This window comes from Rhizobium sp. NXC14 (assembly GCF_002117485.1).
Classification (GTDB): domain Bacteria; phylum Pseudomonadota; class Alphaproteobacteria; order Rhizobiales; family Rhizobiaceae; genus Rhizobium.
In genome coordinates this window covers 2,496,954-2,518,472 of the sequence record NZ_CP021030.1, presented here as the reverse complement: position 1 = coordinate 2,518,472, position 21,519 = coordinate 2,496,954, and the positions used below count along the sequence as shown (strand labels likewise).

Genomic DNA, 21,519 nt, shown 5'->3' with positions numbered 1-21,519 from the left:
GACAATCACCCCAAATTCAATTCCTGGAAGAAATCATTGCCTTTGTCGTCGATGACGATGAAGGCGGGAAAGTCTTCGACCTCGATCTTCCAGACCGCTTCCATGCCGAGCTCAGGATATTCCAGCACTTCGACCTTGCGGATGCAGTCTTTGGCGAGGCGGGCGGCGGGGCCGCCGATCGAGCCCAGGTAAAAGCCGCCATGTTTCTTGCATGCCTCGCGCACAGCGCGCGAGCGGTTGCCCTTGGCGAGCATCACCATCGAGCCGCCGAAGGACTGGAACTGGTCGACGTAGCTGTCCATGCGGCCGGCCGTCGTCGGGCCGAAGGAGCCGGAGGCATAACCGGCCGGCGTCTTGGCGGGGCCGGCATAATAGACCGGGTGATTTTTCAGGTAGTCGGGCATGCCTTCGCCCTTCTCCAGCCGTTCGCGGATCTTGGCATGGGCGAGGTCGCGGGCGACGATAATGGTGCCCGTCAGCGAAAGGCGCGTCTTGACGGGGTGCCTCGATAGTTCGGCGAGCACTTCGGCCATCGGCTTGTTGAGGTCGATATGCACGGTCGATTCCGACAGTTTCGCTTCGTCGATCTCCGGCATGTATTTCGACGGATCGGTTTCGAGCTGCTCGACAAAGATGCCGTCGCGGGTGATCTTGCCCTTGGCTTGGCGGTCGGCGGAACAGGAGACGCCGAGGCCGATCGGCAGCGAGGCGCCGTGGCGGGGCAGGCGGATGACGCGCACGTCATGGCAGAAATACTTGCCGCCGAACTGAGCGCCGACGCCCATCTGCTGCGTCAGCTTGTGGATTTCCTTTTCCATTTCGATGTCGCGGAAGGCATGGCCGCTCTCGGAGCCTTCGGTCGGCAGTTCGTCGAGATAACGGGTCGACGCAAGCTTGATGGTTTTCAGGTTCATCTCCGCCGAGGTGCCGCCGATCACGATCGCCAGATGATAGGGAGGACAGGCTGCCGTCCCCAACGTCAGGATCTTCTCCGTAAGGAAGTCGATCATCCGGTCGTGGGTCAAAAGCGAAGGCGTACCCTGATAGAGGAAGGTCTTGTTGGCTGAACCGCCGCCCTTGGCGACGAAGAGAAAGTCGTAGGAGTCCGTGCCTTCCTCATAGATATCGATCTGCGCCGGCAGGTTATTCCTAGTGTTCTTCTCTTCGAACATCTTGATCGGCGCGAGCTGCGAATAACGCAGGTTCTTCTTTTCATAAGCGTCGAGCACGCCTCTCGAAAGCGCCGCCGCATCACCGCCCTCTGTCCAGACCCTGCGGCCCTTCTTGCCCATAATGATCGCCGTGCCAGTGTCCTGGCACATGGGCAGCACGCCGCCGGCGGCAATATTGGCGTTCTTCAGCAGATCATAGGCAACGAAACGATCGTTGTCGGTCGCTTCAGGATCGTCGAGGATGGCGGCAAGCTGCTTCAGATGGCCGGGGCGCAGCAGGTGGTTGATGTCGGCAAAGGCGGTTTCGGCAAGCAGCCGGATTCCCTCGGAATCAACCGCCAGGATTTCCTGGCCCTTGAAATTGTCGACCGAGACGTAATCGCTGCTGATCTTGCGATAGGGGGTGGCATCCTTGCCAAGCGGGAAGAGATCGTCAGCCATCCAAGTGACCTTTCTGGTGGGCGTGCGTCGCTAAAATTGGAACCGGTCTAAATCTGCTGCGAAGCAAATGCAATTAGGATGGGGCGGAGTCTGGAGCTGGGGCCATATGGTGCCACATTTTGCAACCTGCCCGGCACACGCAATAAGCGAGGCGAAAGCGAGATCTGTCGCGAAGCGGCCGACTTCAGGTTGCCTTCAGTTCAAGCCCGGTTCATATTCCCGGCAGCGTTAACCTGCCGGGGCTTCCAATGACAAATGCAAAGCCAACTGCTGTCGACGACCTTCTCGTTTTTTTCGAACATGACTGGATCAGGGGCGATCTGCTGCGCCTCGCCAGCGATCCCGAAGGAGCGGCCATGTATGTTCGCTTCGTCAATGGCGTCCGCATCGACGCCAAACATGGGCCTGACCACGAAACGATCATTGAGGGCAAGTACGGAACCTTCAAAGTGACACCTGACGGTCACTTCACATATGAGCTGGATTACACGCTCGACGTGGTGAAGAATTTGGGTAAGTCCGATCAGCTCATCGAAAAGCTGAATTACAAGATGTCCGATGGCTCCGGGGGCACGGATCTCGGCGTGCTGACCCTGGCGATCGACGGCGTCAACGAAGACGAAAAATACCACGAAGTCCTGGATTTCGATGATATGGGAGTCTTATCAAGGGCAGATGATTTCTCTCTTCCCAATTACCGTGGCTTTGCGCTCTCCGTGAACGGTAGCCACGACCTGACGCTTCTGAACGGCATCGTCTATGATAACATTCCGGGCGTCGACGCCATTACCGAGGACGGTTTCAGCGATACCGTTCTGTCGCCGGGTTCTGCGCCCGTAACCCTGAAAATGGTCGATGGCGGGGAGTTCACCTTTCAGAGCGTTTCGATCGCCGAATTGTCGGCGTCGCCCTTTCACCTGACGCTCACAGCCCTGAGCGACGGCCAGATCGTCTATCAGCAGGAACTCGAGGTTACCGGGCCCAATCTCGAGGTCGATATCGAAGACATCGAAGAAATCCGCTTCGACTTCATGGGCAATTCGGTGGTGATGGACAATTTTTCGCTGTTGGTTTGAGGCTTGTCTGGTGTGCCGTGTGTGCCCGTCACCCTAACCCTCTCCCCGTAAAAACGGGGCGAGGGGACGTGCCCTGCGAGAGGTTGGCGAGGGACTGAGAGGTTGCGGCTATCTCCCCTTCGCCACGCAAGCGGGAAGGTGCCGGCAGGCGGATGAGAGGCGTTGCGCCTGTTGTCCTTTACTTCGGTCCGATCATCGTTTCCGGGCGCACGATCGCGTCATATTCTTCCGACGTCACCAGGCCGCTGGCGAGCGCCTCCTCCTTCAAAGTCGTGCCATTCTTGTGCGCCGTCTTGGCGATCTTGGCGGCGGCGTCGTAGCCGATCTTGGGGGCGAGGGCGGTGACCAGCATCAGCGAGCGCTCGAGGCCGGCCTTGATATTGTCCTCGCGCGCCTCGATGCCGACAACGCAGTTGTCGGTGAAGGAGACGGCCGCGTCGGCAAGCAGCTGCACCGACTGCAGGAAATTATAGGCCATCATCGGATTGTAGACGTTGAGTTCGAAATGGCCCTGGCTATCGGCAAAAGTCAGCGCGGCGTGGTTGCCGAAGATGTGGATGCAAACCTGCGTTAATGCTTCGCACTGAGTCGGATTGACCTTGCCGGGCATGATCGACGAGCCTGGCTCGTTTTCCGGCAGTGCCAGTTCACCCAGGCCGGCGCGCGGGCCGGAGCCGAGCAGGCGAATATCGTTGGCGATCTTGAAGAGGGCGGCAGCCGCCGCATTGATGGCGCCATGCGAAAAGACCATGCTATCATGCGAGGCGAGCGCTTCGAACTTGTTCGGCGCGCTGACGAAGGGCATGCCGGTGATATCAGCGATCTCTTCGGCGACCTTCTCGGCAAAGCCGACCGGCGCGTTGAGGCCGGTGCCGACGGCGGTGCCGCCCTGGGCGAGCTCGCAGAGGCCCGGCAGGGTCATCTCGATGCGCTTGATGGCCGAGCCGACCTGGGCGGCATAGCCGGAGAATTCCTGGCCGAGCGTCAGTGGTGTGGCATCCTGAGTATGGGTGCGGCCGATCTTGATGATGTGGCTGAACTCGGTGACCTTCATATCCAGGGCGGCATGCAGGTGCTTCAGCGAGGGCAGCAGGTGATGGGCGATCCGTTCGGCGCAGGCGATGTGCATGGCCGTCGGATAGGTGTCGTTCGACGACTGGCTCATATTGACGTGATCGTTCGGATGCACCGGCTTCTTGGAACCCATGACGCCGCCGAGCATTTCTATGGCACGATTGGAGATCACCTCGTTGGCATTCATGTTGGACTGTGTGCCGGAACCGGTCTGCCAGACGACCAGTGGAAAGTGCTCGTCGAGCTTGCCGTCGATCACTTCCTGGGCGGCGTCGACGATGGCCTTGCCCAGCGCCGGATCGAGCTGGCCGAGCGACATGTTGGCGCGGGCGGCCGCCTGTTTCACGATGCCGAGCGCGCGCACGATCGACAGCGGCTGCTTTTCCCAGCCGATCTTGAAATTGCCGAGCGAACGCTCGGCCTGGGCGCCCCAATATCGGTCGGCGGCGACATCGATGGGGCCAAAAGTATCGGTTTCGGTGCGGGTTGCGGTCATGAGCCTTGCCTTCCTCTCGCATGCTGTTTTCTGGCTTCTTCGAAAGATGTGGTCTTATAGGTTGGAAACCAGGGTAAGAAAACAGGATGCTGTGCGAGATATTGATACTCACAGTCATGTTTGCGCCGGCCGAGCGGCGTGCTTTTTCGGCCACGTTGGAAATTTTATGTATCGGCACGTTTTTGCCGTACTGGTCCGGCGGCGAAAATTCGGTAAAAAATTAACTAATAATTTCATAATTTTGTGTGAACTGCTGTGCGGCGCCGCGCAGGATTCCTCTCACATGAAATTGAGTCCGCTAGCGCTGGCGGCGAAGGCCGGTTTCTGATCAATGAGGCCCTACGCTGCTTGAGTTTCGCGGGATTTGAGCTGAGAACAGCATGACATCGGGACTGGAATATATATGACGTTCGTTTTGAAAAGCGCGGTATCCGCATTGGCAGTTTCCTGCGGCCTGGCAATGATGGCCGCTCCCGCGCATGCCTATACGCTGATGGATATGCTGCGCGGCGACAGGCAGCGGACCCAGAGCACCATTTTCATGGATCAGATGCCGCCCGGGCGTGTGGCGCCGCGTGGCGGCGAAGGCGGATCGCTTGGCGGGCTTGACCCGGAGGCGCCGCTGCCGAAGGTGAGCGGTCCGCGTTATTACACCTATAAGACCGAAGCCCTGCAGTTCGTCGATACCAGCAAGTTTGCCGATCCTATCGTCACTGGTGCGGTTGCTGAGGTTTCGCCGGGGAGCGATTCCGAACCGGTGGTGCAGCGCCGCTTCCTGGCGCAGGCCAAGGTTCGTGCCAATGCCGACGTCGCCAAGGCGCTCGAAACCTATTACAGCGACAGCCGCAATCCGCTCGTCTGGGTCGACGGCAACCAGATCAACGAGCGCGCCCAGTCGGCAATGGCGGCGCTGGCCGATGCGGCTTCCGTGGGTCTCGACCCTGCCGATTACGCCGTGCAGGCGCCGGCCGTCGATCCGGCCAATCCCGATCCTGCTGCGCGCGACCGGGCGCTGACGCAGTTCGAGCTGGAACTTTCGGCCAAGGTGCTTGCCTTCGTGCAGGACACGGTCCGCGGCCGCATCGATCCGAACAAGATTTCCGGCTATCACGATTTCCAGCGCAAGGTCGTCAATCTGGCGCCGGTGCTGAAGCTTGCCCGCATGAGCCCCAATGCCGGCGCCTACATCGCCAGTCGTTCGCCCGATAGTACGCAGTTCGAGGCGCTGAAGGCGGAGCTTGCCAAGCTTCGCGCTGCCGACAGCAATGAGGAGCAGATCCTCATTTCGCTCCAGGGCCTGCTCAGACCCGGCGACAGCTCGCCCGAGATCGCCAATATCGTCGAGGCGCTGCAGAAGCACGGGTCCGAGACACTGAAGACCGATCATGCGGCGACGTTCGCAGCTTACGCCGGAGGCAGCGACTATTCGCCAGACATCGTCTCACTCGTCGAGGACTTCCAGAAAGAGCACGGCCTGAAGCCGGATGGTGTTATCGGCCAGGCGACGGTGCGCGCCATGACGGGCGGCGACACCAATGCCTCGAAGATCGACAAGCTCGTTGTCGCCATGGAACAGGTCCGCTGGCTGCCGGAAGATCTGGGTTCCCGTTACGTCATGATCAACCAGCCGGCCTACATGGCCTACTACCACAATGACGGCAAGGAACAGCTGTCTATGCGCGTGGTGGTCGGCGGCAAGAACAACCAGACCTATTTCTTCAACGACGAGATCGAGACGGTGGAGTTCAACCCGTTCTGGGGCGTGCCGCAGTCGATCATCATCAACGAAATGCTGCCGAAGCTGCGCTCGGACCCCAACTACCTCGATCAGCTCGGGTATGAGGTTGAGGTGAATGGCCATGCCGTCGCCTCGTCCAGCGTCGACTGGTACGGCTCGACCGCGAATGTTTCGGTGCGCCAGCCGCCAAGCGGCGATAACGCCCTCGGCGAACTGAAGATCCTGTTCCCGAACAGCCACGCGATCTACATGCACGATACGCCCTCGAAGAGCTTCTTCAAGCGCGACATGCGGGCGCTCAGCCACGGTTGTGTCCGCCTTGCCAATCCGCGCGCGATGGCGGCCGCCGTGCTCGGCACGACGGTTGACGATGTCGCCAGGCAGATTGCAAGCGGCCAGAACCATGCGGTGAAAGTGCCGCAGAAGATCCCGGTCTACGTCTCCTATTTCACCGCCTGGCCGAACAAGGACGGCGTGGTGGAGTATTTCGATGACGTTTACGGCCGTGACGCCTATGTCGAGAAGGCTTTCGACGCGACGACCAAGGCGCGTGGGGCGCAGATCTAATACAGGTTTATTGGGCTATTGAATGGGCGGTCTTCGGGCCGCCCGTTTCGTTATTGGGGTGTCTGCGTGCTGCAATATGAGGATCGGATGCGCCGTGCCGCCCCCCATCCGACCCTTCGGGCCACCGATGAAAAAAATGTAGGATATTGATGCTTGCCGGGCGAGTGGCCGCCCGCCCGGCAGCTGGTTGTCGGATCGTCACCTTCTTAGCCGTTTTGGGGCTGTGGGGAGCAGGATCGCAACCGGCTCTTCATCTGGCCCGTGTGGTTGCAGGAACCTTGGGGTTCGTATCCAAGACAGGGACGACGAAGATGACCGATAATAGCATGATCTGGCCGGAATCGATGTCGGCAAAAGCCATCTCGACATTGCCCTCCATCCCGGTAAGGCAAGGCTGAGGGTCACGTACGACACCGCTCCCCGCTGGGTAGAAGGGGGAACAAGCGGCGCACACCTCGTAACAATGGGACGTTTTGATGGGAGCAGGGGATCAGAGGCTTGTCCCTTCTACCCAGCAGGGAGAAGGTGCCGGCAGGCGGATGAGGGGGCTACAACTGCAGGGCATCGGCGAAGTTTCCAGCCCTCAAACAGCAGCCTTCTCCGCATTCTCCCGCAGCAGCCTTTCCACCAACTCCACCGTTAGTTCATCATAGTGCGTGATGATCACGTCCGGGTTCAAAGTCGAGACCGGCACATCCGAGTAGCCGAAGGGCACGGCAATCGACGGCACGGCGGCGTTTTTGGCCACGGCGATATCGTTGATGCTGTCGCCGATCATCACGGTTCGGGAAATATTGCCGCCGGCGCGCTCGATGGTGCCGGTGAGGTGACGGGCGTCGGGCTTGCGGTATTGGAAGGTGTCGCCGCCGATGACTGCTTTGAAATAGTGGGCGAGATTGAGCTTGCCGAGCAGACCGAGCGCGAGGCTTTCCATCTTGTTAGTGCAGACGGCGAGGCGGTAGTCAGCGGATTTCAGGCGGTTCATCGCGGCGACCAAACCGGGATAGGGTTCCGTATGGCCGGGCATATTGCCGGCATAATGGGCGACGAAGCGTTCCACCAGCAGCGGCAGGCCGTCTTCCGCGAGCGAATGGCCGCGCAGCCGGCAGGCGCGCTCGATCATCACCCGCGCTCCCTGGCCGACGAGGTGAGTGAGGTCGTCATAACTGACCGGTTCGAGGCCGAGGGCTGCGATCGTATGGTTCAGGCTTTCGACGAGATCGGCATGGGTGTCGAGAAGGGTGCCGTCGAGATCGAAGACGACGAGCGGGGCGGGGGCAGGGGTCAAGGGGTTTGCCTCTTTGAGCGATGGGCGTCTTGCGAGCGGCTTCGATGGACGACGCGTCATTCCCAGGAATGATGATATCGGTAGGCGATCGTGGGGAGGAAAGCAACGGCCTGAGGATTCGCGGGAAGCCGCAGGCGTTTGTTTCGGCTTTTCATTTTCCGTGATGATTTTGACTTTCGTTTGCCAGGCGAGCCGTGTAAACAGCACATCCAACGCAATAATTCGGAGCTGGCGGCGCATGGATGCGCGCGAAATGAAGATCAAGGCCGCCGAGGCCGCGCTCGCCCATGTCGAAAGCGGGATGCGTCTCGGCATCGGAACTGGGAGTACAGCGGAAGAATTCGTCCGTCTGCTGGCGGAGAAGGTCGCAGGCGGCTTCCAGGTCGAAGGTGTTCCGACGTCCGAACGAACGGCGCGGCTCTGTGTCGAGCTCGGTGTGCCGCTGAAGTCGCTAGACGAGCTGCCGGCGCTCGATCTCACGGTTGACGGTGCCGATGAGGTCGATCCGGCGCTCAGGCTGATCAAGGGCGGCGGCGGCGCGCTGCTGCGCGAAAAGATCGTCGCCGCCGCTTCGCAGAGGATGATCGTCATTGCCGACGAGAGCAAGCTGGTCGAGACACTCGGCGCCTTCGCGCTGCCGATCGAGATCAATCCGTTCGGTCTCGTCTCGACGCGGATCGCCATTGAAAAGGTCGCCGCTCGGCTCGGGCTTTCCGGCGAGCTCAACCTGCGCCATTCCGGTGACGGAGAGTTTACCACGGATGGCGGCCATTACATCATCGATGCATCTTTTGGCCGCATTCCTGATGCAGAGGCGCTTTCGAGCGAGCTGAATTCCATACCCGGCGTCGTCGAACACGGGCTCTTTATCAATATGGCGGCACTTGCGATCATCGCCGGTCCTGCGGGTGCGCGCACGCTGCAGGCAAACAGATAACAGGAGCATACACTTATGATGAACATTGCAGGTCTTGGCCGTCTTGCCGCTGCGACCATCGTTCTTTCCGGGCTTGTCTTCGGCTCCGCCGTCAAGGCGCAGGAAGTTTCCGAAGAGCAGCTGAAGGCGGCGCGCGCGGCGATTGACGCGATCGGTGCCACTGCCCAGTTCGACAATATCCTGCCCGGCCTCGCCGAGCGCCTGAAGGCCGGCCTGATCCAGGATTCGCCGAACTATCAGGACATCATTTCATCGACCGTCGACGCGCAGGCGCTGAAGCTGGCGCCGCGCCGCGGTGATCTGGAAAAGGAGGCGGCGCTCACTTATGCCAAGGCCTTCACGGTCGACGAGCTGAAGGCGATTGCGGATTTCTATAATTCCGACGTCGGCAAGAAGCTGCTGCGCGATGGTCCAGTCGCCTCCCGCGAAACGGCCAAGGCTGCCGACATCTGGGCGCAGGGCATTTCGCGAGACCTGGAAAAGCAGAGCAATGCCGAGCTGTCCAAGGTCATCAAGGCGCCACCGCCGGCAACCGAGAGCCCAGTGGCTCCTGCACCCGCTCCGGCGCCAGCCCCGGCTGCCCAGAAGTAAGGGCTGCCTCCGCAGATTTGCAAAAGCCCGGCATCGTCCGGGCTTTTTTGTTATGATGGATACGGCAATAACGGCGAGGTTTTGGTGAGGCTACATGTCCGATCATCACGAGGCGGTGCAAGTGCGGATATCAGGCAGGGTCCAAGGTGTCGGTTTTCGCATGTGGACTCGCGATGAGGCGCTGCGGCTCGGCGTAACGGGTTGGGTCCGCAACGAAGCCGACGGATCTGTCTCCGTCTTGATCGCTGGAGCGGATAATGCGATTTCGATGATGATCGAGCGTTTGAGGCGCGGACCTGCAGGGGCATCGGTCTCAAGCGTCGAGACGGAAGCGGCTCAGCTCGAGAATATGCCGAGGGATTTCCGCATTACCGGCTGAGAGCGTCAAATCCTCGAGAGAGAAAATATGCCACGCGCGATCAGCCCCAATCCTTCGAACTCTTGGCCAGCTGCCATACGCCGGTCTCATCCGGCTCTACGCGCTTGTTGCCGCGGTAGAAGATCGGCAGCCCTGTTTTCTTGTCCATGGCAAAGCGGCTTGGCGTGAATTTTTCGCCCTCGTGGCCCTGGATGGCGAGGTTGAGCGCTTCCTTGAACTTGCCGGCCCTGCACAGGTTGGCGAAGAGAGTTTGATCCATCTTTTGCTCCGGCATCCTTTCAGTCTCGTGCATTGCCTGCCAGCCTCTGCCGACGCGGTCAACCGTAAACGGTGACCGGGGCACCTTCCGATCAAGATTCGGCCATGGAGTACGGGAAGACGCAGCAGCGGGGCTTTTGTTTTTATGATGATCACCCCTATATCAGCAACGTCCTTCCAGCGATTCCCTTCCGGAGCTTCTCATGTCTTCCTATGATTACGACCTTTTCGTCATCGGCGGTGGTTCCGGAGGCGTGCGCGCTGCGCGCGTCGCCGCCTCGCTCGGCAAGAGGGTGGCGATTGCCGAGGAATATCGCTATGGCGGGACATGCGTCATCCGCGGCTGCGTGCCGAAGAAGCTCTTCGTCTATGCTTCGCAATTCCACGAGCACTTCGAGGATGCGGCGGGTTTCGGCTGGACGGTCGGCCGAAGCAGCTTCGACTGGAAGAAGCTGGTGGCCGCCAAGGATGCGGAGATCGCGCGGCTGGAAGGCCTCTACAAGAAAGGGCTCGCCGGCGCCAACGCCGAGATTCTGGAAACGCGCGCTGAACTCGTCGATGCCCATACGGTGCGGCTCGTGAAAACAGGGCAGACGGTGACGGCTAAGACGATCGTAATCGCCACCGGCGGACGCCCGAACCCGCATGTCGCGCTTCCCGGACACGAGCTTTGCATTTCTTCCAACGACGCATTTCATCTCGAGGAACTGCCAAAATCGATCGTGATCGCAGGCGGCGGTTACATCGCCGTCGAATTCGCCAATATCTTCCATGGCCTCGGCGTGGCGACGACACTGATCTATCGCGGCGCCGAGATCCTGTCCCGCTTCGACGAGGATTTAAGGCGGGGGCTGCACGAGGCGATGGTCGCCAAGGGCATCCGCATCCTCTGTCATGACACGCTGCAGCAAGTTTCGAAGACCGACGATGGGCTGGTGCTGGAGACGCTGAACAGCGGCACGCTGCAGGCCGATGTCGTGATGCTTGCGCTCGGGCGCGATCCGAATACGGAAGGCCTCGGTCTCGAGGCAGCCGGCGTCGCCATCGACGAGCGCGGCGCCATCATAGTCGATGATTATTCCCGTACAAACGTCGAAAATATCTATGCTCTCGGTGATGTCACCAATCGGGTACAGCTGACGCCGGTGGCGATTCACGAGGCGATGTGCTTCATCGAGACCGAGTACAAGAACAATCCGACCCGGCCGGACCATGACCTGATCCCCACCGCCGTCTTCTCACAGCCCGAGATCGGCACCGTCGGCCTGTCGGAAGAGGAGGCGGGCAAGCGTTATGGCGAGCTCGAAGTCTACCGGGCCCAGTTCCGGCCGCTGAAGGCGACGCTTTCGGGCCGGTCCGAGCGGATGATCATGAAGCTGATCGTCGATGCGGCGAGCCGCAAGGTGGTGGGGGCTCATATCCTCGGGCACGATGCCGGTGAGATGGCGCAGCTGCTCGGCGTCACGCTCAAGGCCGGCTGCACCAAGGACGATTTCGACCGGACGATGGCGCTGCACCCGACCGCGGCCGAAGAGCTCGTCACCATGTATGCGCCGAGCTACCGCATCCGTGATGGGCAGCGCCTCTGAGCCCTGTTAACTAGTGATGCGCGGCGCGCGGATGACTTTGAGGAAAAGCGCCTTCATCGCGTCGGCGATGCCGTCGGTCGGCGTGACTTCGAAATAAAGGCCGGGCGAGGCGCAGGCCTGCATTTTCGTCGGTATCTCGCTCTGGAAGGGCTTGATCCAGGTGTTGTACCAGTTGTTGCTGGGCAGCGGCAGGTAAGTCGTATAGAGCACGGCGATCTTGACGCCTCGGTCCTTCAGCGGCTTGCAGAAAGACGTGTCGATCGGCTCCTGGCAGCGACCGCCGGTCGTCTTCTTGGTACATGTCGAGGGCTTGTAGCTGTCGCCGACGCCGTCGGCGACGAAAAACAGGATTTTTTCAGGGCTGATATTCGAGGTTCCGTCGCCCGCGGGGTCGATGATAGTGTTGATCTGCGTCATCGCACTGTCGAAGCTCGTGAGCTGGTCACTGTTGTAATTCTGGTAAGGAATTGTCATCAGGTCGACCGCGTCGGTATAATTCTTGACTTTTGTCAGGTCGGAGGTGAGGCCGGAAATCGTCGTCAGCTTCGCGTCCTCGGCCTTGGTGCCGAAAGTGTAGACACCCATCCGAAACTGATCGCTGCTGACGCGCTCGGCCTTGGCCGTATCGGTCAGCGCCTGGGTAGCCTGGCGAACCACGTCGATGCGCATGGTGACGCCGAGGCTCTTGGCTATGGTGTAGTTGTTGGTGCTCTGGTCCATCTGGTGACAGGCGAAAGCGCAGCCGGTCTTGGCTTGCAGCTTCGAAACGTCGGTTGCGGTCGCGCCGACGCCCATGGAAGGCGTGTTGTCGAGCAGGATGTAGAAATCCATGAAGGCGGCAGTCTGGTATTCAGCTGTCGCCGTGCCGGAGATGGTGATCGAATCCCGGCCAAAAATGCGCATGAAGGTAGTCGGCACGGTCGCGGTGAAGGAAACTTGCGAGTTCAGCTTATTGGCGGTCTTGGTGACGTCGATGCCGAGATCGATATGAATGTCGGTCAGTTCACCCGACGTCTGCGACATGAAGATGTTGCGGGCGTCGGTGTTGCCAAGCGAGACCGTGCCGTTGCCGTTCATTGTCATTGCGGCGGCGACCGCGCCCGATTTTTCGGCGATCGAACCGACGGCCGCAGCATCGGCGGCGGCGTAGAGCTGCGTTCTCAGGCTCAGTGCGCGGGCCACGTCGACCGCCATGCCGGCCGCACCCACGAGCGGCACCATCAGCAATGCCGTCATGATGCCGAAATTGCCCGAGCGGTCCAATATGAAGCCGGGCGGAAGGATCGCCATGACATGTCCCCGAATTGAAACTCCTTCAGCTTCTACATGCAAAGTCTGAAATATGGGGAAATCGACATGGTATATGCTGGTTTAAAGCTTCCGGTGATTGGCCTTTGCAAGCTTGATCTAAAGGTCTATAAGCCGCCGGATATTAAGACAGGGCATCCGAGGAATGGATGTGAGTGAGGTTGGTAAAATGGCAGAGAACTGGACCCCGAGCAGCTGGCGGCAGAAACCGATCCTGCAGGTTCCCGAATATCCCGATGCAGCCGCTTTGGCGGCAACAGAGGCCACTCTCGCCAGCTATCCGCCGCTCGTCTTCGCAGGCGAAGCGCGCCGCCTGAAGAAGCATCTCGCCAATGTCGCTGAGGGCAACGGTTTTCTGCTGCAGGGCGGCGACTGCGCCGAGAGCTTCGCCGAACACGGCGCCGACAACATCCGCGACTTCTTCCGCGCTTTCCTGCAGATGGCCGTCGTGCTGACCTTCGGCGCGCAGCTGCCGGTCGTCAAGGTCGGCCGCATCGCCGGCCAGTTCGCCAAGCCGCGCTCGTCGAATGTCGAGAAGCAGGGCGACGTGACGCTGCCCGCCTATCGCGGCGACATCATCAACGGCATCGAATTCACCGAGGAGTCGCGCATTCCGAACCCGGAACGCCAAGCCATGGCCTATCGCCAGTCGGCCGCGACGCTGAACCTCCTGCGCGCCTTTGCGATGGGCGGTTACGCCAACCTCGAAAACGTGCATCAGTGGATGCTCGGCTTCGTCAAGGACAGCCCGCAGGGCGAGCGCTACCGCAAGCTTGCCGACCGCATCAGCGAAACCATGGATTTCATGAAAGCGATCGGCATCACTTCGGAAAATCACCCGAGCCTGCGCGAGACCGATTTCTTCACCAGCCACGAGGCGCTGCTGCTCGGCTACGAGGAAGCGCTGACCCGCGTCGATTCCACCTCCGGCGACTGGTATGCCACGTCAGGTCACATGATCTGGATCGGCGACCGCACGCGCCAGGCAGATCATGCCCATATTGAATATTGCCGCGGCATCAAGAACCCGATCGGCCTGAAATGCGGCCCGTCGCTGCAGGCCGATGATCTGCTGCAGCTGATCGACATTCTGAATCCCGCTAACGAAGCGGGCCGTCTGACGCTGATCTGCCGCTTCGGCCATGAAGAGGTCGCCGAAAACCTGCCGCGTCTCATTCGCGCCGTCGAGCGCGAAGGCCGCAAGGTCGTCTGGTCCTGCGACCCGATGCACGGCAACACGATCACGCTCAACAACTACAAGACCCGTCCCTTCGAGCGAATCCTGTCGGAAGTCGAAAGCTTCTTCCAGATTCACCGCGCCGAAGGCACACATCCAGGCGGTATCCATGTCGAGATGACCGGCAAGGACGTGACGGAATGCACCGGCGGCGCCCGCGCCGTCACAGCCGACGATCTGCAGGACCGCTACCACACCCATTGCGACCCGCGCCTCAATTCCGACCAGGCGCTCGAACTCGCCTTCCTGCTTGCCGAGCGGATGAAGGGCGGCCGCGACGAGAAGCGCATGGTCGTCAACGGCTGAGGATAGCCCGAAACAGATGATGAAAAGCCCGGCTCGACCGGGCTTTTTATTGGCTTCAGATGCTGGCCTGAACGCTGTGCAGGTTGGCGTAGACGCCTCCTTGCGCCATCAGATCATCATGCGTGCCCTGTTCGACAATGCCATCGCCCGTCAGGACCAGGATGCGGTGGGCGTGGCGGACTGTCGACAGGCGGTGGGCGATGACCAGGGTGGTCCTGCCATTCGCCAGACTGAGCAGCGCCTGCTGCACCGCCCGTTCGCTCTCGTTGTCGAGGGCGCTGGTCGCTTCGTCGAAGATCAGGATTTCCGGATCTTTGAGGAAGGCGCGGGCGATGGTGATGCGCTGGCGCTGGCCGCCCGAAAGCTTGACGCCGCGCTGGCCGATATCGGTGTCATAGCCGTTCGGCAGAGCCATGATGAAGTCGTGCGCATTGGCGGCGCGGGCGGCCGCTTCGAGCTCGCCATCGGTCGCGTCCAGCTTGCCGTAACGCAGGTTTTCCGCAACGGTGCCGGCAAAGAGATAGACGTCCTGCTGCACCACCCCGACATGGCGTCGCAGCGAAGCCAGCGTGACGTCGCGGATATCGGTTCCGTCGATACGGATCGCCCCAGCTTCGACATCGTAGAAGCGCGGTATCAGCGCGCAAAGCGTGCTCTTGCCCACTCCAGAAGGGCCGACCAGCGCGACAAACTCTCCGGGGGCGATGGTGAGGGAAAGCCGCTCCAGCACCCTGGGACCATCGGCTTCGTAGCCGAAGGCGACGTCGGAAAAACTGATCTCGCCCCTTGGCGCCGGCATCGGACGGGCGTCCGGTCGATCGGTGATATCGGGATTGATTTCCAGGATCTCCATGGCTCTCGTGAAGCCGGTATAACCCTCCTGCCAGAGGCGCACGAAATTCGCGAGCCGCTGCACGGGATCGACCAGCACGCCGACGCAGAGCAGGAAGGTCAGCATATCCGGGATGGTAAGGCCCGCTGTCAGGATGCGTAGGCCTCCTGCGATGATCACCAATATGGTGACGAGCTGGGCGAAGCTTTCGGTGCCTACCGAAAACCAGGCCTCGCTGCGGTAGCCGTCGGCGCGGCTTTGCAGGAAACGCTGGTTTTGTGTGGCGAAGCGCTGCCGTTCCAATGCTTCGTTGGCGAAAGACTGGACGACACGGATGCCGGCAAGCGCATCCTCGACACGCTCGTTGACGGCGGCGACCTGGCGCTTGCTGGCTTCGAGCGCATGGTTCATGCGCCGGTTGAAATAGAGTGCATAGGCCACCGCCTCCGGAGTGAGCAACAGGATGAGGGTTGCCAGCAGCGGGTCGATGAAGAACAAGACCAGCATGGCGCCGCCATATTTCAGGACGGCAATGGAGAGATCCTCGGGGCCGTGGTGAAAGAGCTCGCCCAGCCAGAGGGAATCGTTGGTGATGCGGCTCATCAACTGCCCGGTGCGTTGGCCATCGTAGAAGCTGAAGGACAGCTTCTGGCAATGCTCGAAGAGTTCCTGCCGCACCGTCGCCTCGATGCGGGCACCCATGACGTGGCCGCGATAATCGACGAAGAAGATCGCAGCTATCTGGGCGGCCAGAACGGCGAGCATCACACCGCCCATCGCAAGGATTTGAGCGAAAGCCTCCGGGGCATCCGGCAGCGCGAGAAGACGGCTGGTGACGATGTTGGCGCAGAGCGGCAACACCACGGCGGTGCCGGCGACGAGGACGGCGCAAAGCAGATCCGCCAGCAGCAAAGGCAGATGCGGGCGGTAATAGGAGATGAACTTGCGCATACGCGACCAGCGCCGCTCACGTTCAGCGGCGTTCAAATCGTCGCGGAAGGAGTTCAGGAAGGGGTTATGGCGTCGCGAGCTTTTCCTCGCGCGAGAGAATTGCGTGTGCATGAAGCAGAATGTCCTTGTGGGCGATGTTTCCTTTCTGTCTGGACAGGGTCGCTCTCATGTCAGTCTCCCGGCGGGTTGAATAAATTGAGCCATCAGTATCACCGAGATCAGCGTCCGGTTCAACGCGATGACGAGAGGAGGTCGGCGGGTGTGGTCAACGGGCAACATTCGGCGACCGCCGGCCAATCGTGAACGCTTCAAGATTTCTGATTGCTTGTTCAGGGGAATGGATTTGACGACGAGGTCTCGTGGCCGCAAGTTTCTCCAGGACCGAGGAGAGAGCTATCATGAGCGAACAACATCTAGGGGGCTGTCTTTGCGGCGCCGTGCGATTTTCAATTCGGGCAAAGCCCGGGCCTGTTGTCGGTTGCCACTGTTCGCAATGCCGCCGTCAGACGGGACTTTATTATGCTGCGGTCAACGTGCCGCGTGCGGCGCTTTCGGTGGAAGACGACCAGGCGGTCCGCTGGTATCGTTCGAGCGGCGAGGCGCAACGCGGCTTCTGCGGCAATTGTGGCTCGGCGCTGTTTTGGCAGGGGGATGAATCGCCGGAGGTTTCCGTCCTGGCCGGAGCTTTCGACGAACCGAGCGGCCTTGCCTTCAGCCATCACATTTATTGCACTGACAAGGGTGATTTCTACGAGATAACGGATGGTCTGCCGCAATATGACAGGTATCCGCCGCGTTGATTTGAGAGTGCCCCGCCTCAGGTCTTGGTCGCGAGCGCGGCGCTGAGACGAGCGACGTCTTCGCGCAGCGCCGTCAGTTCGGTCAGGACGCGCATATCGATCTTCTGGTGCAAGGAGAGCACTTCGAGTTCGGCCTTGAGATTGACTTCGTAATCCTTGGCTGCCTCGAAGCGGTCGCGCTCGGCCTGACGGTTCTGCGACATCATGATGATCGGCGCTTGGATGGCGGCGAGCATCGAAAGGATCAGGTTCAGGAAGACGAAGGGGTAGGGATCGAAAGCGCCACTCGCCAAAACGATGGTGTTGATCGCCGTCCAGACGACGAGGAAGGCCAGGAAGCCGAGGATGAACGACCATGAGCCGCCGACACGGGCGATGCTGTCGGCGATACGTTCTCCAAAAGAGGCCTCGGCAGAAAAGGCGGCGTTGACGTCGGTCGAGATGATCTTGCGCTCGTGCGCTTTCGCCAGCACGCGCTTTTCCGTGTCGCCCAGTTCGTCGGCCGGTTTGTCGAAATGATGGTGCACGAAGTTCGAAAAGTTATTCATGGCCTGTTTCCAATGACCGTTATCGATGCTGCCGCTTTCATGCGTCAGTATTCCGCTCCGTCGGTAAATTGCAATGCATCGGTGCCGTAAGCCTCCAGCAGGCCTGTTCACAAAAAATTCGTGAGCTCGGTGCAACGCTTTGGTCGCGAACGTGTTGCGGTAACGGGAGCCGCAGGCTAAACAAATGACATGACACAGGAAAACGCTCTCTCCGATATCTTCCGCATCGCTATCGGCCAGCTCAATCCCACGGTCGGCGATGTCGCCGGCAATCTTGCCAAAGCACGTGAAGCACGCGCTGATGCAGGCCGAGAGGGCGCGCATCTTCTCGTGTTGACCGAGCTTTTCATCTCCGGCTACCCGCCGGAAGATCTGGTGCTGAAGCCGGCCTTCATCCGTGCCTGCTGGAAGGCGGTGGAAAGCCTTGCGGCCGATACCGCCGATGGCGGGCCGGGCGTCATCATCGGTTTTCCCCGGCAGGACCAGACCGGACGCTATAATTCCGTCGCCGTGCTTGACGGCGGCAAGGTCGTCGCGGTGCGCGACAAGGTCGATCTGCCGAATTACGGCGAGTTCGACGAGAAGCGGGTCTTCGTGCAGGGGGCCATGCCGGGGCCGGTGAATTTCCGCGGCGTGCGGCTCGGCATTCCGATCTGCGAAGATATCTGGGGTGATCTCGGCGTTTGCGAGACGCTGGCCGAAAGCGGGGCGGAGATCCTGCTGTCCCCGAACGGGTCTCCCTATTATCGCGGCAAGGTCGATATCCGTCACCAGGTGGTACTGAAGCAGGTGATCGAGACCGGCCTGCCGCTGATCTATGCCGCCCAGCTCGGAGGGCAGGACGAGCTCGTGTTCGACGGGGCGAGCTTCGCCTTCAATGCCGACAAATCGCTCGCCTTCCAGATGAGCCAGTTCGAGACGGCACTTGCTGTGACGACGTGGAAACGTGGGGAAGCCGGCTGGCGCTGCGCCGAAGGGCCGATGGCGCGTATTCCCGAGGGCGAGGAGGCCGATTATCGCGCCTGCCTGCTCGGCTTCCGCGACTACGTCAACAAAAACGGTTTCAAAACCGTCGTTCTCGGCCTTTCCGGCGGCATCGATTCGGCGATCTGCACAGCGATCGCGGTCGATGCTCTCGGAGAGGAGCGGGTGCGAACGGTGATGCTGCCCTATCGTTACACCTCGGAAGATTCACTGAAGGATGCAGCCGACTGTGCCAAGGCGCTCGGCTGCCGCTATGACATCGTACCGATCGAGCAGCCAGTAACCGGCTTCAGCAGCGCGCTGTCCAACCTCTTCGAGGGAACTGAGAGCGGAATCACCGAGGAGAATTTGCAGAGCCGCGCGCGCGGCGTCATCCTGATGGCGATTTCCAACAAGTTCGGCGCGATGGTGGTGACGACGGGCAACAAGTCGGAAATGTCGGTCGGTTACGCCACGCTCTATGGCGACATGAATGGCGGCTTCAATCCGATCAAGGATCTTTACAAGATGCAGGTCTATGCGCTGGCGCGCTGGCGCAACGAGAATGTGCCGCCGACTGCGCTCGGGCCGTCGGGCGAGGTGATCCCGCAGAATATCATCGACAAGGCACCCTCAGCCGAGCTTCGCCCGGACCAGAAGGACCAGGATTCGCTGCCGCCCTATCCCGTCCTCGACGATATTCTCGAATGCCTGGTGGAGAAGGAAATGGCGGTCGAGGAGATCGTCGCGCGCGGCCATGACGTCGCCACCGTCCACCGCGTCGAGCACCTGCTCTATCTTGCCGAATATAAGCGCCGGCAATCGGCGCCGGGCGTTAAGATCACGAAGAAGAACTTCGGCCGCGACCGACGCTACCCGATCACCAACCGGTTCCGGGATCGCTGACGTGATCGTGATCGCTGACGCAATCGGGATCGCTGACGCAAGCGACATATCAGGGGGGCAACATGCGCAGCTCGGTCGAGATCTACAATGTCGGGACGGGCAGGGCTCGCGAGGTCTGGCAGACGGACAGGCTGGTGGAAGCGCCGAATTTCTCAGCCGATGGCTCCTATCTCCTGCTGAACGGCGACGGGCTGCTCTTCCGGCTGCCGCTCGATGGCGGCGAGGTGGTGAAGGTCGATACGGGCTTTGCCGTCAATTGCAACAATGATCACGGCATTTCGCCTGATGGCACTGAGATCGTCATCTCGGACAAGACGGAATTCGGCAAGTCGACGATCTACATCCTGCCGGTCGAAGGCGGCACGCCGCGGCTCATCACGCAAAACCAGCCGTCCTATTGGCATGGCTGGTCACCGGATGGCCGCCAGCTCGCCTATTGCGGCATTCGCGACGATCTTTTCGACATTTGTACGATCTCAGTCGACGGCGGCGTCGAGACGCGGCTGACGCATGGCGAAGGCCGCAACGACGGGCCGGATTATTCCGCCGACGGCCAATGGATCTATTTCAATTCCAGCCGCACCGGGCTGATGCAGATCTGGCGCATCCATCCGGATGGCACAGGCCTCGAACAGGTGACGTCGGACAATCAGGGGAACTGGTTTCCCCATCCATCGCCCAAAAACGACAAGGTGCTGATCCTGTCCTACGATCCTTCGGTCTTCGACCATCCGCGCGATCTCGACGTGCGGCTGCGGCTGATGGATATGGACGGCGGCAACCTGAAGACGCTGTTCGAGCTTTTCGGCGGGCAGGGCACGATCAACGTGCCCTGCTGGTCTCCTGATGGTGACGAGTTTGCTTATGTCAGGTATTTTCCGGCGGCTTAAGCCGCTGCCGCTCGGCGCCGCCTGCGAGCGGCGTCCGCCAGATCTTCCAGCACACTCACCGACATATCCCAGTCAATGCAGCCATCGGTGATGGACTGGCCGTAGACCAGCGGCTTGCCGGGAACGAGATCCTGGCGGCCGGCAACGAGGTTGCTTTCGATCATCATGCCCTTGATGTGGTGATTGCCCGCGGAGATCTGTCCGGCGACGTCCTTGACAACCCGTGGCTGGTTCATCGGATCTTTGCCGCTGTTGGCATGGCTGGCGTCGATAAGGATGCGCGGGGTGACCCCGACTTTCAGGCATTCCGCTGTGACGGCTCCGACATCGGCCGCCTCATAATTCGGCCGCTTGCCGCCTCGCAGAATGATGTGGCAGTCTTCATTCCCCTTCGTCGAAGCGATTGCCGCCTGTCCGTCCTTGGTGACGGCCGGGAAGTGGTGCGGCTGCGAAGCGGCCAGGATCGCGTCGATCGCGACGCGAGCGCCGCCGTCGGTGCCGTTCTTGAAGCCGATCGGGCAGGAGAGGCCGGAGGCGAGCTGGCGATGGATCTGGCTCTCGGTCGTGCGGGCGCCGATCGCACCCCAGCTGACGAGATCGGCAATGTATTGCGGTGTGATCGTCTCGAGGAATTCGACACCCGCCGGAAGGCCCATCGCGTTGACGTCGAGCAGCAGGCGCCTGGCAATTCTCAGCCCTTCCTCGATACGGTAGCTGCCATCGAGATGCGGGTCGTTCATCAAGCCCTTCCAGCCGACTGTGGTGCGGGGCTTTTCGAAATAGACGCGCATGACGATTTCCAGATCACTGGAGAAGCGCTGTCGCTGCTCGGCCAGCCGCGCGGCATATTCGCGTGCAGCAACGGGATCGTGGATGGAGCAGGGGCCGATGACGACGATCAGGCGGTCGTCTTCACCCTTGAGAATCTGGTGGATGGCATTGCGGTTGCTGGTCACCGTCTCGCTGACTGAAGCGGTTCGGGGAATTTCAGCGATGATATCGGCGGGTCTGGTCAGCGGGGTGATCTCGAGAATACGCAGATCATCGATGGTGTCGGGCACGGCATGGCTCCTGTTTGGTCATACCGTGCGGAACAGAAAAGCCGCCAGGTAGACTAGCGGCTGTTCGGGTTGTCGTCGCGTTGAATTCAGTTACGCACAGACCCGCATCCG

Annotated in this window: 19 protein-coding genes; 11 read left to right on the top strand and 8 right to left on the bottom strand. The window is 60.6% G+C overall.

Translation table 11 applies throughout. The annotated features are described in order from the left end of the window. Nucleotides 1-5: 5 nt before the first annotated feature. The gene (locus tag NXC14_RS12415; protein ID WP_085778391.1) at nt 6-1,613 is read right to left on the bottom strand and encodes a fumarate hydratase; all 1,608 of its coding nucleotides are present in this window, start codon (nt 1,611-1,613) and stop codon (nt 6-8) included. Nucleotides 1,614-1,861: 248 nt separating this feature from the next. On the opposite strand from NXC14_RS12415, the gene NXC14_RS12410 reads away from it, so the two are divergent. Then, entirely contained in the window at nt 1,862-2,689 is an 828-nt protein-coding gene (locus tag NXC14_RS12410; RefSeq protein ID WP_085778390.1) for a VCBS domain-containing protein, read from the top strand. Between the two features lie 178 nt (nt 2,690-2,867). Here NXC14_RS12410 and fumC read toward each other — a convergent pair whose 3' ends face one another. Further along, complete coding sequence (gene fumC, locus NXC14_RS12405) at nt 2,868-4,259, bottom strand: class II fumarate hydratase (protein WP_085778389.1); 1,392 nt, start codon at nt 4,257-4,259, stop codon at nt 2,868-2,870. Here fumC and NXC14_RS32405 point away from each other — a divergent pair. Both NXC14_RS32405 and NXC14_RS12400 read left to right on the top strand, forming a co-directional pair. Beyond that, nucleotides 4,258-4,587 carry a hypothetical protein gene (locus tag NXC14_RS32405; protein WP_157131403.1) on the top strand — a complete coding sequence of 110 codons (330 nt, stop codon included), beginning with the start codon at nt 4,258-4,260 and terminating at the stop codon, nt 4,585-4,587. The genes fumC and NXC14_RS32405 overlap by 2 nt on opposite strands. A gap of 75 nt (nt 4,588-4,662) precedes the next feature. After that, nucleotides 4,663-6,564 (top strand): murein L,D-transpeptidase, encoded by a 1,902-nt coding sequence (locus NXC14_RS12400; protein ID WP_085778388.1) that lies wholly within the window; start codon nt 4,663-4,665, stop codon nt 6,562-6,564. A 583-nt stretch (nt 6,565-7,147) separates the two neighbouring features. Here the strand turns inward: NXC14_RS12400 and NXC14_RS12395 are convergent. Beyond that, nucleotides 7,148-7,852, bottom strand: a complete 705-nt coding sequence (locus tag NXC14_RS12395) for an HAD family hydrolase (RefSeq protein WP_085778387.1) — start codon at nt 7,850-7,852, stop codon at nt 7,148-7,150. Nucleotides 7,853-8,090: 238 nt separating this feature from the next. On the opposite strand from NXC14_RS12395, the gene rpiA reads away from it, so the two are divergent. From rpiA to NXC14_RS12380, 3 genes are all read left to right on the top strand, one after another. Then, nucleotides 8,091-8,789: a ribose-5-phosphate isomerase RpiA gene (gene rpiA / locus NXC14_RS12390; RefSeq protein ID WP_085778386.1), complete on the top strand. Its 699-nt coding sequence runs from the start codon at nt 8,091-8,093 to the stop codon at nt 8,787-8,789. Nucleotides 8,790-8,804: 15 nt separating this feature from the next. Next, a complete protein-coding gene (locus NXC14_RS12385; RefSeq protein WP_085778385.1) occupies nt 8,805-9,380 on the top strand; it encodes a DUF2059 domain-containing protein in 576 nt (191 codons plus the stop codon). 94 nt (nt 9,381-9,474) lie between these two features. Then, on the top strand, nt 9,475-9,759 hold the full coding sequence (locus NXC14_RS12380; RefSeq protein ID WP_085778384.1) for an acylphosphatase: 285 nt from the start codon (nt 9,475-9,477) through the stop codon (nt 9,757-9,759). 40 nt (nt 9,760-9,799) lie between these two features. Here NXC14_RS12380 and NXC14_RS12375 read toward each other — a convergent pair whose 3' ends face one another. Next, on the bottom strand, nt 9,800-10,033 hold the full coding sequence (locus tag NXC14_RS12375) for a hypothetical protein (RefSeq protein ID WP_020921455.1): 234 nt from the start codon (nt 10,031-10,033) through the stop codon (nt 9,800-9,802). 187 nt (nt 10,034-10,220) lie between these two features. Here NXC14_RS12375 and gor point away from each other — a divergent pair, with 187 nt between their 5' ends. Next, nucleotides 10,221-11,606: a glutathione-disulfide reductase gene (gene gor / locus NXC14_RS12370; protein WP_085778383.1), complete on the top strand. Its 1,386-nt coding sequence runs from the start codon at nt 10,221-10,223 to the stop codon at nt 11,604-11,606. A gap of 6 nt (nt 11,607-11,612) precedes the next feature. Here the strand turns inward: gor and NXC14_RS12365 are convergent, their stop codons facing one another. Then, nucleotides 11,613-12,896, bottom strand: coding sequence for a pilus assembly protein TadG-related protein (locus NXC14_RS12365; protein ID WP_085778382.1), 1,284 nt, complete (start codon nt 12,894-12,896; stop codon nt 11,613-11,615). 187 nt (nt 12,897-13,083) lie between these two features. Between NXC14_RS12365 and NXC14_RS12360 the strand changes: the two genes are divergently transcribed. Continuing rightward, complete coding sequence (locus NXC14_RS12360; protein WP_085778381.1) at nt 13,084-14,457, top strand: 3-deoxy-7-phosphoheptulonate synthase class II; 1,374 nt, start codon at nt 13,084-13,086, stop codon at nt 14,455-14,457. Between the two features lie 55 nt (nt 14,458-14,512). On the opposite strand, the gene NXC14_RS12355 is transcribed toward NXC14_RS12360, so the two are convergent. Beyond that, the gene (locus NXC14_RS12355; RefSeq protein WP_085778380.1) at nt 14,513-16,351 is read right to left on the bottom strand and encodes an ABC transporter ATP-binding protein; all 1,839 of its coding nucleotides are present in this window, start codon (nt 16,349-16,351) and stop codon (nt 14,513-14,515) included. A gap of 287 nt (nt 16,352-16,638) precedes the next feature. Here NXC14_RS12355 and NXC14_RS12345 point away from each other — a divergent pair, with 287 nt between their 5' ends. Next, nucleotides 16,639-17,040: a GFA family protein gene (locus tag NXC14_RS12345; RefSeq protein WP_085778379.1), complete on the top strand. Its 402-nt coding sequence runs from the start codon at nt 16,639-16,641 to the stop codon at nt 17,038-17,040. A gap of 17 nt (nt 17,041-17,057) precedes the next feature. Here NXC14_RS12345 and NXC14_RS12340 read toward each other — a convergent pair whose 3' ends face one another. Further along, entirely contained in the window at nt 17,058-17,588 is a 531-nt protein-coding gene (locus NXC14_RS12340; RefSeq protein ID WP_085778378.1) for a DUF1003 domain-containing protein, read from the bottom strand. Between the two features lie 189 nt (nt 17,589-17,777). Here NXC14_RS12340 and NXC14_RS12335 point away from each other — a divergent pair, with 189 nt between their 5' ends. Together NXC14_RS12335 and NXC14_RS12330 are read left to right on the top strand one after the other, a co-directional pair. Further along, on the top strand, nt 17,778-19,457 hold the full coding sequence (locus NXC14_RS12335; RefSeq protein WP_085778377.1) for an NAD+ synthase: 1,680 nt from the start codon (nt 17,778-17,780) through the stop codon (nt 19,455-19,457). A gap of 62 nt (nt 19,458-19,519) precedes the next feature. Beyond that, on the top strand, nt 19,520-20,347 hold the full coding sequence (locus NXC14_RS12330) for a TolB family protein (protein WP_085778376.1): 828 nt from the start codon (nt 19,520-19,522) through the stop codon (nt 20,345-20,347). Here NXC14_RS12330 and NXC14_RS12325 read toward each other — a convergent pair. After that, a complete protein-coding gene (locus tag NXC14_RS12325; protein ID WP_085778375.1) occupies nt 20,344-21,408 on the bottom strand; it encodes a 3-deoxy-7-phosphoheptulonate synthase in 1,065 nt (354 codons plus the stop codon). The two genes, NXC14_RS12330 and NXC14_RS12325, sit on opposite strands and share 4 nt — an antisense overlap. Nucleotides 21,409-21,519 lie beyond the last annotated feature (111 nt).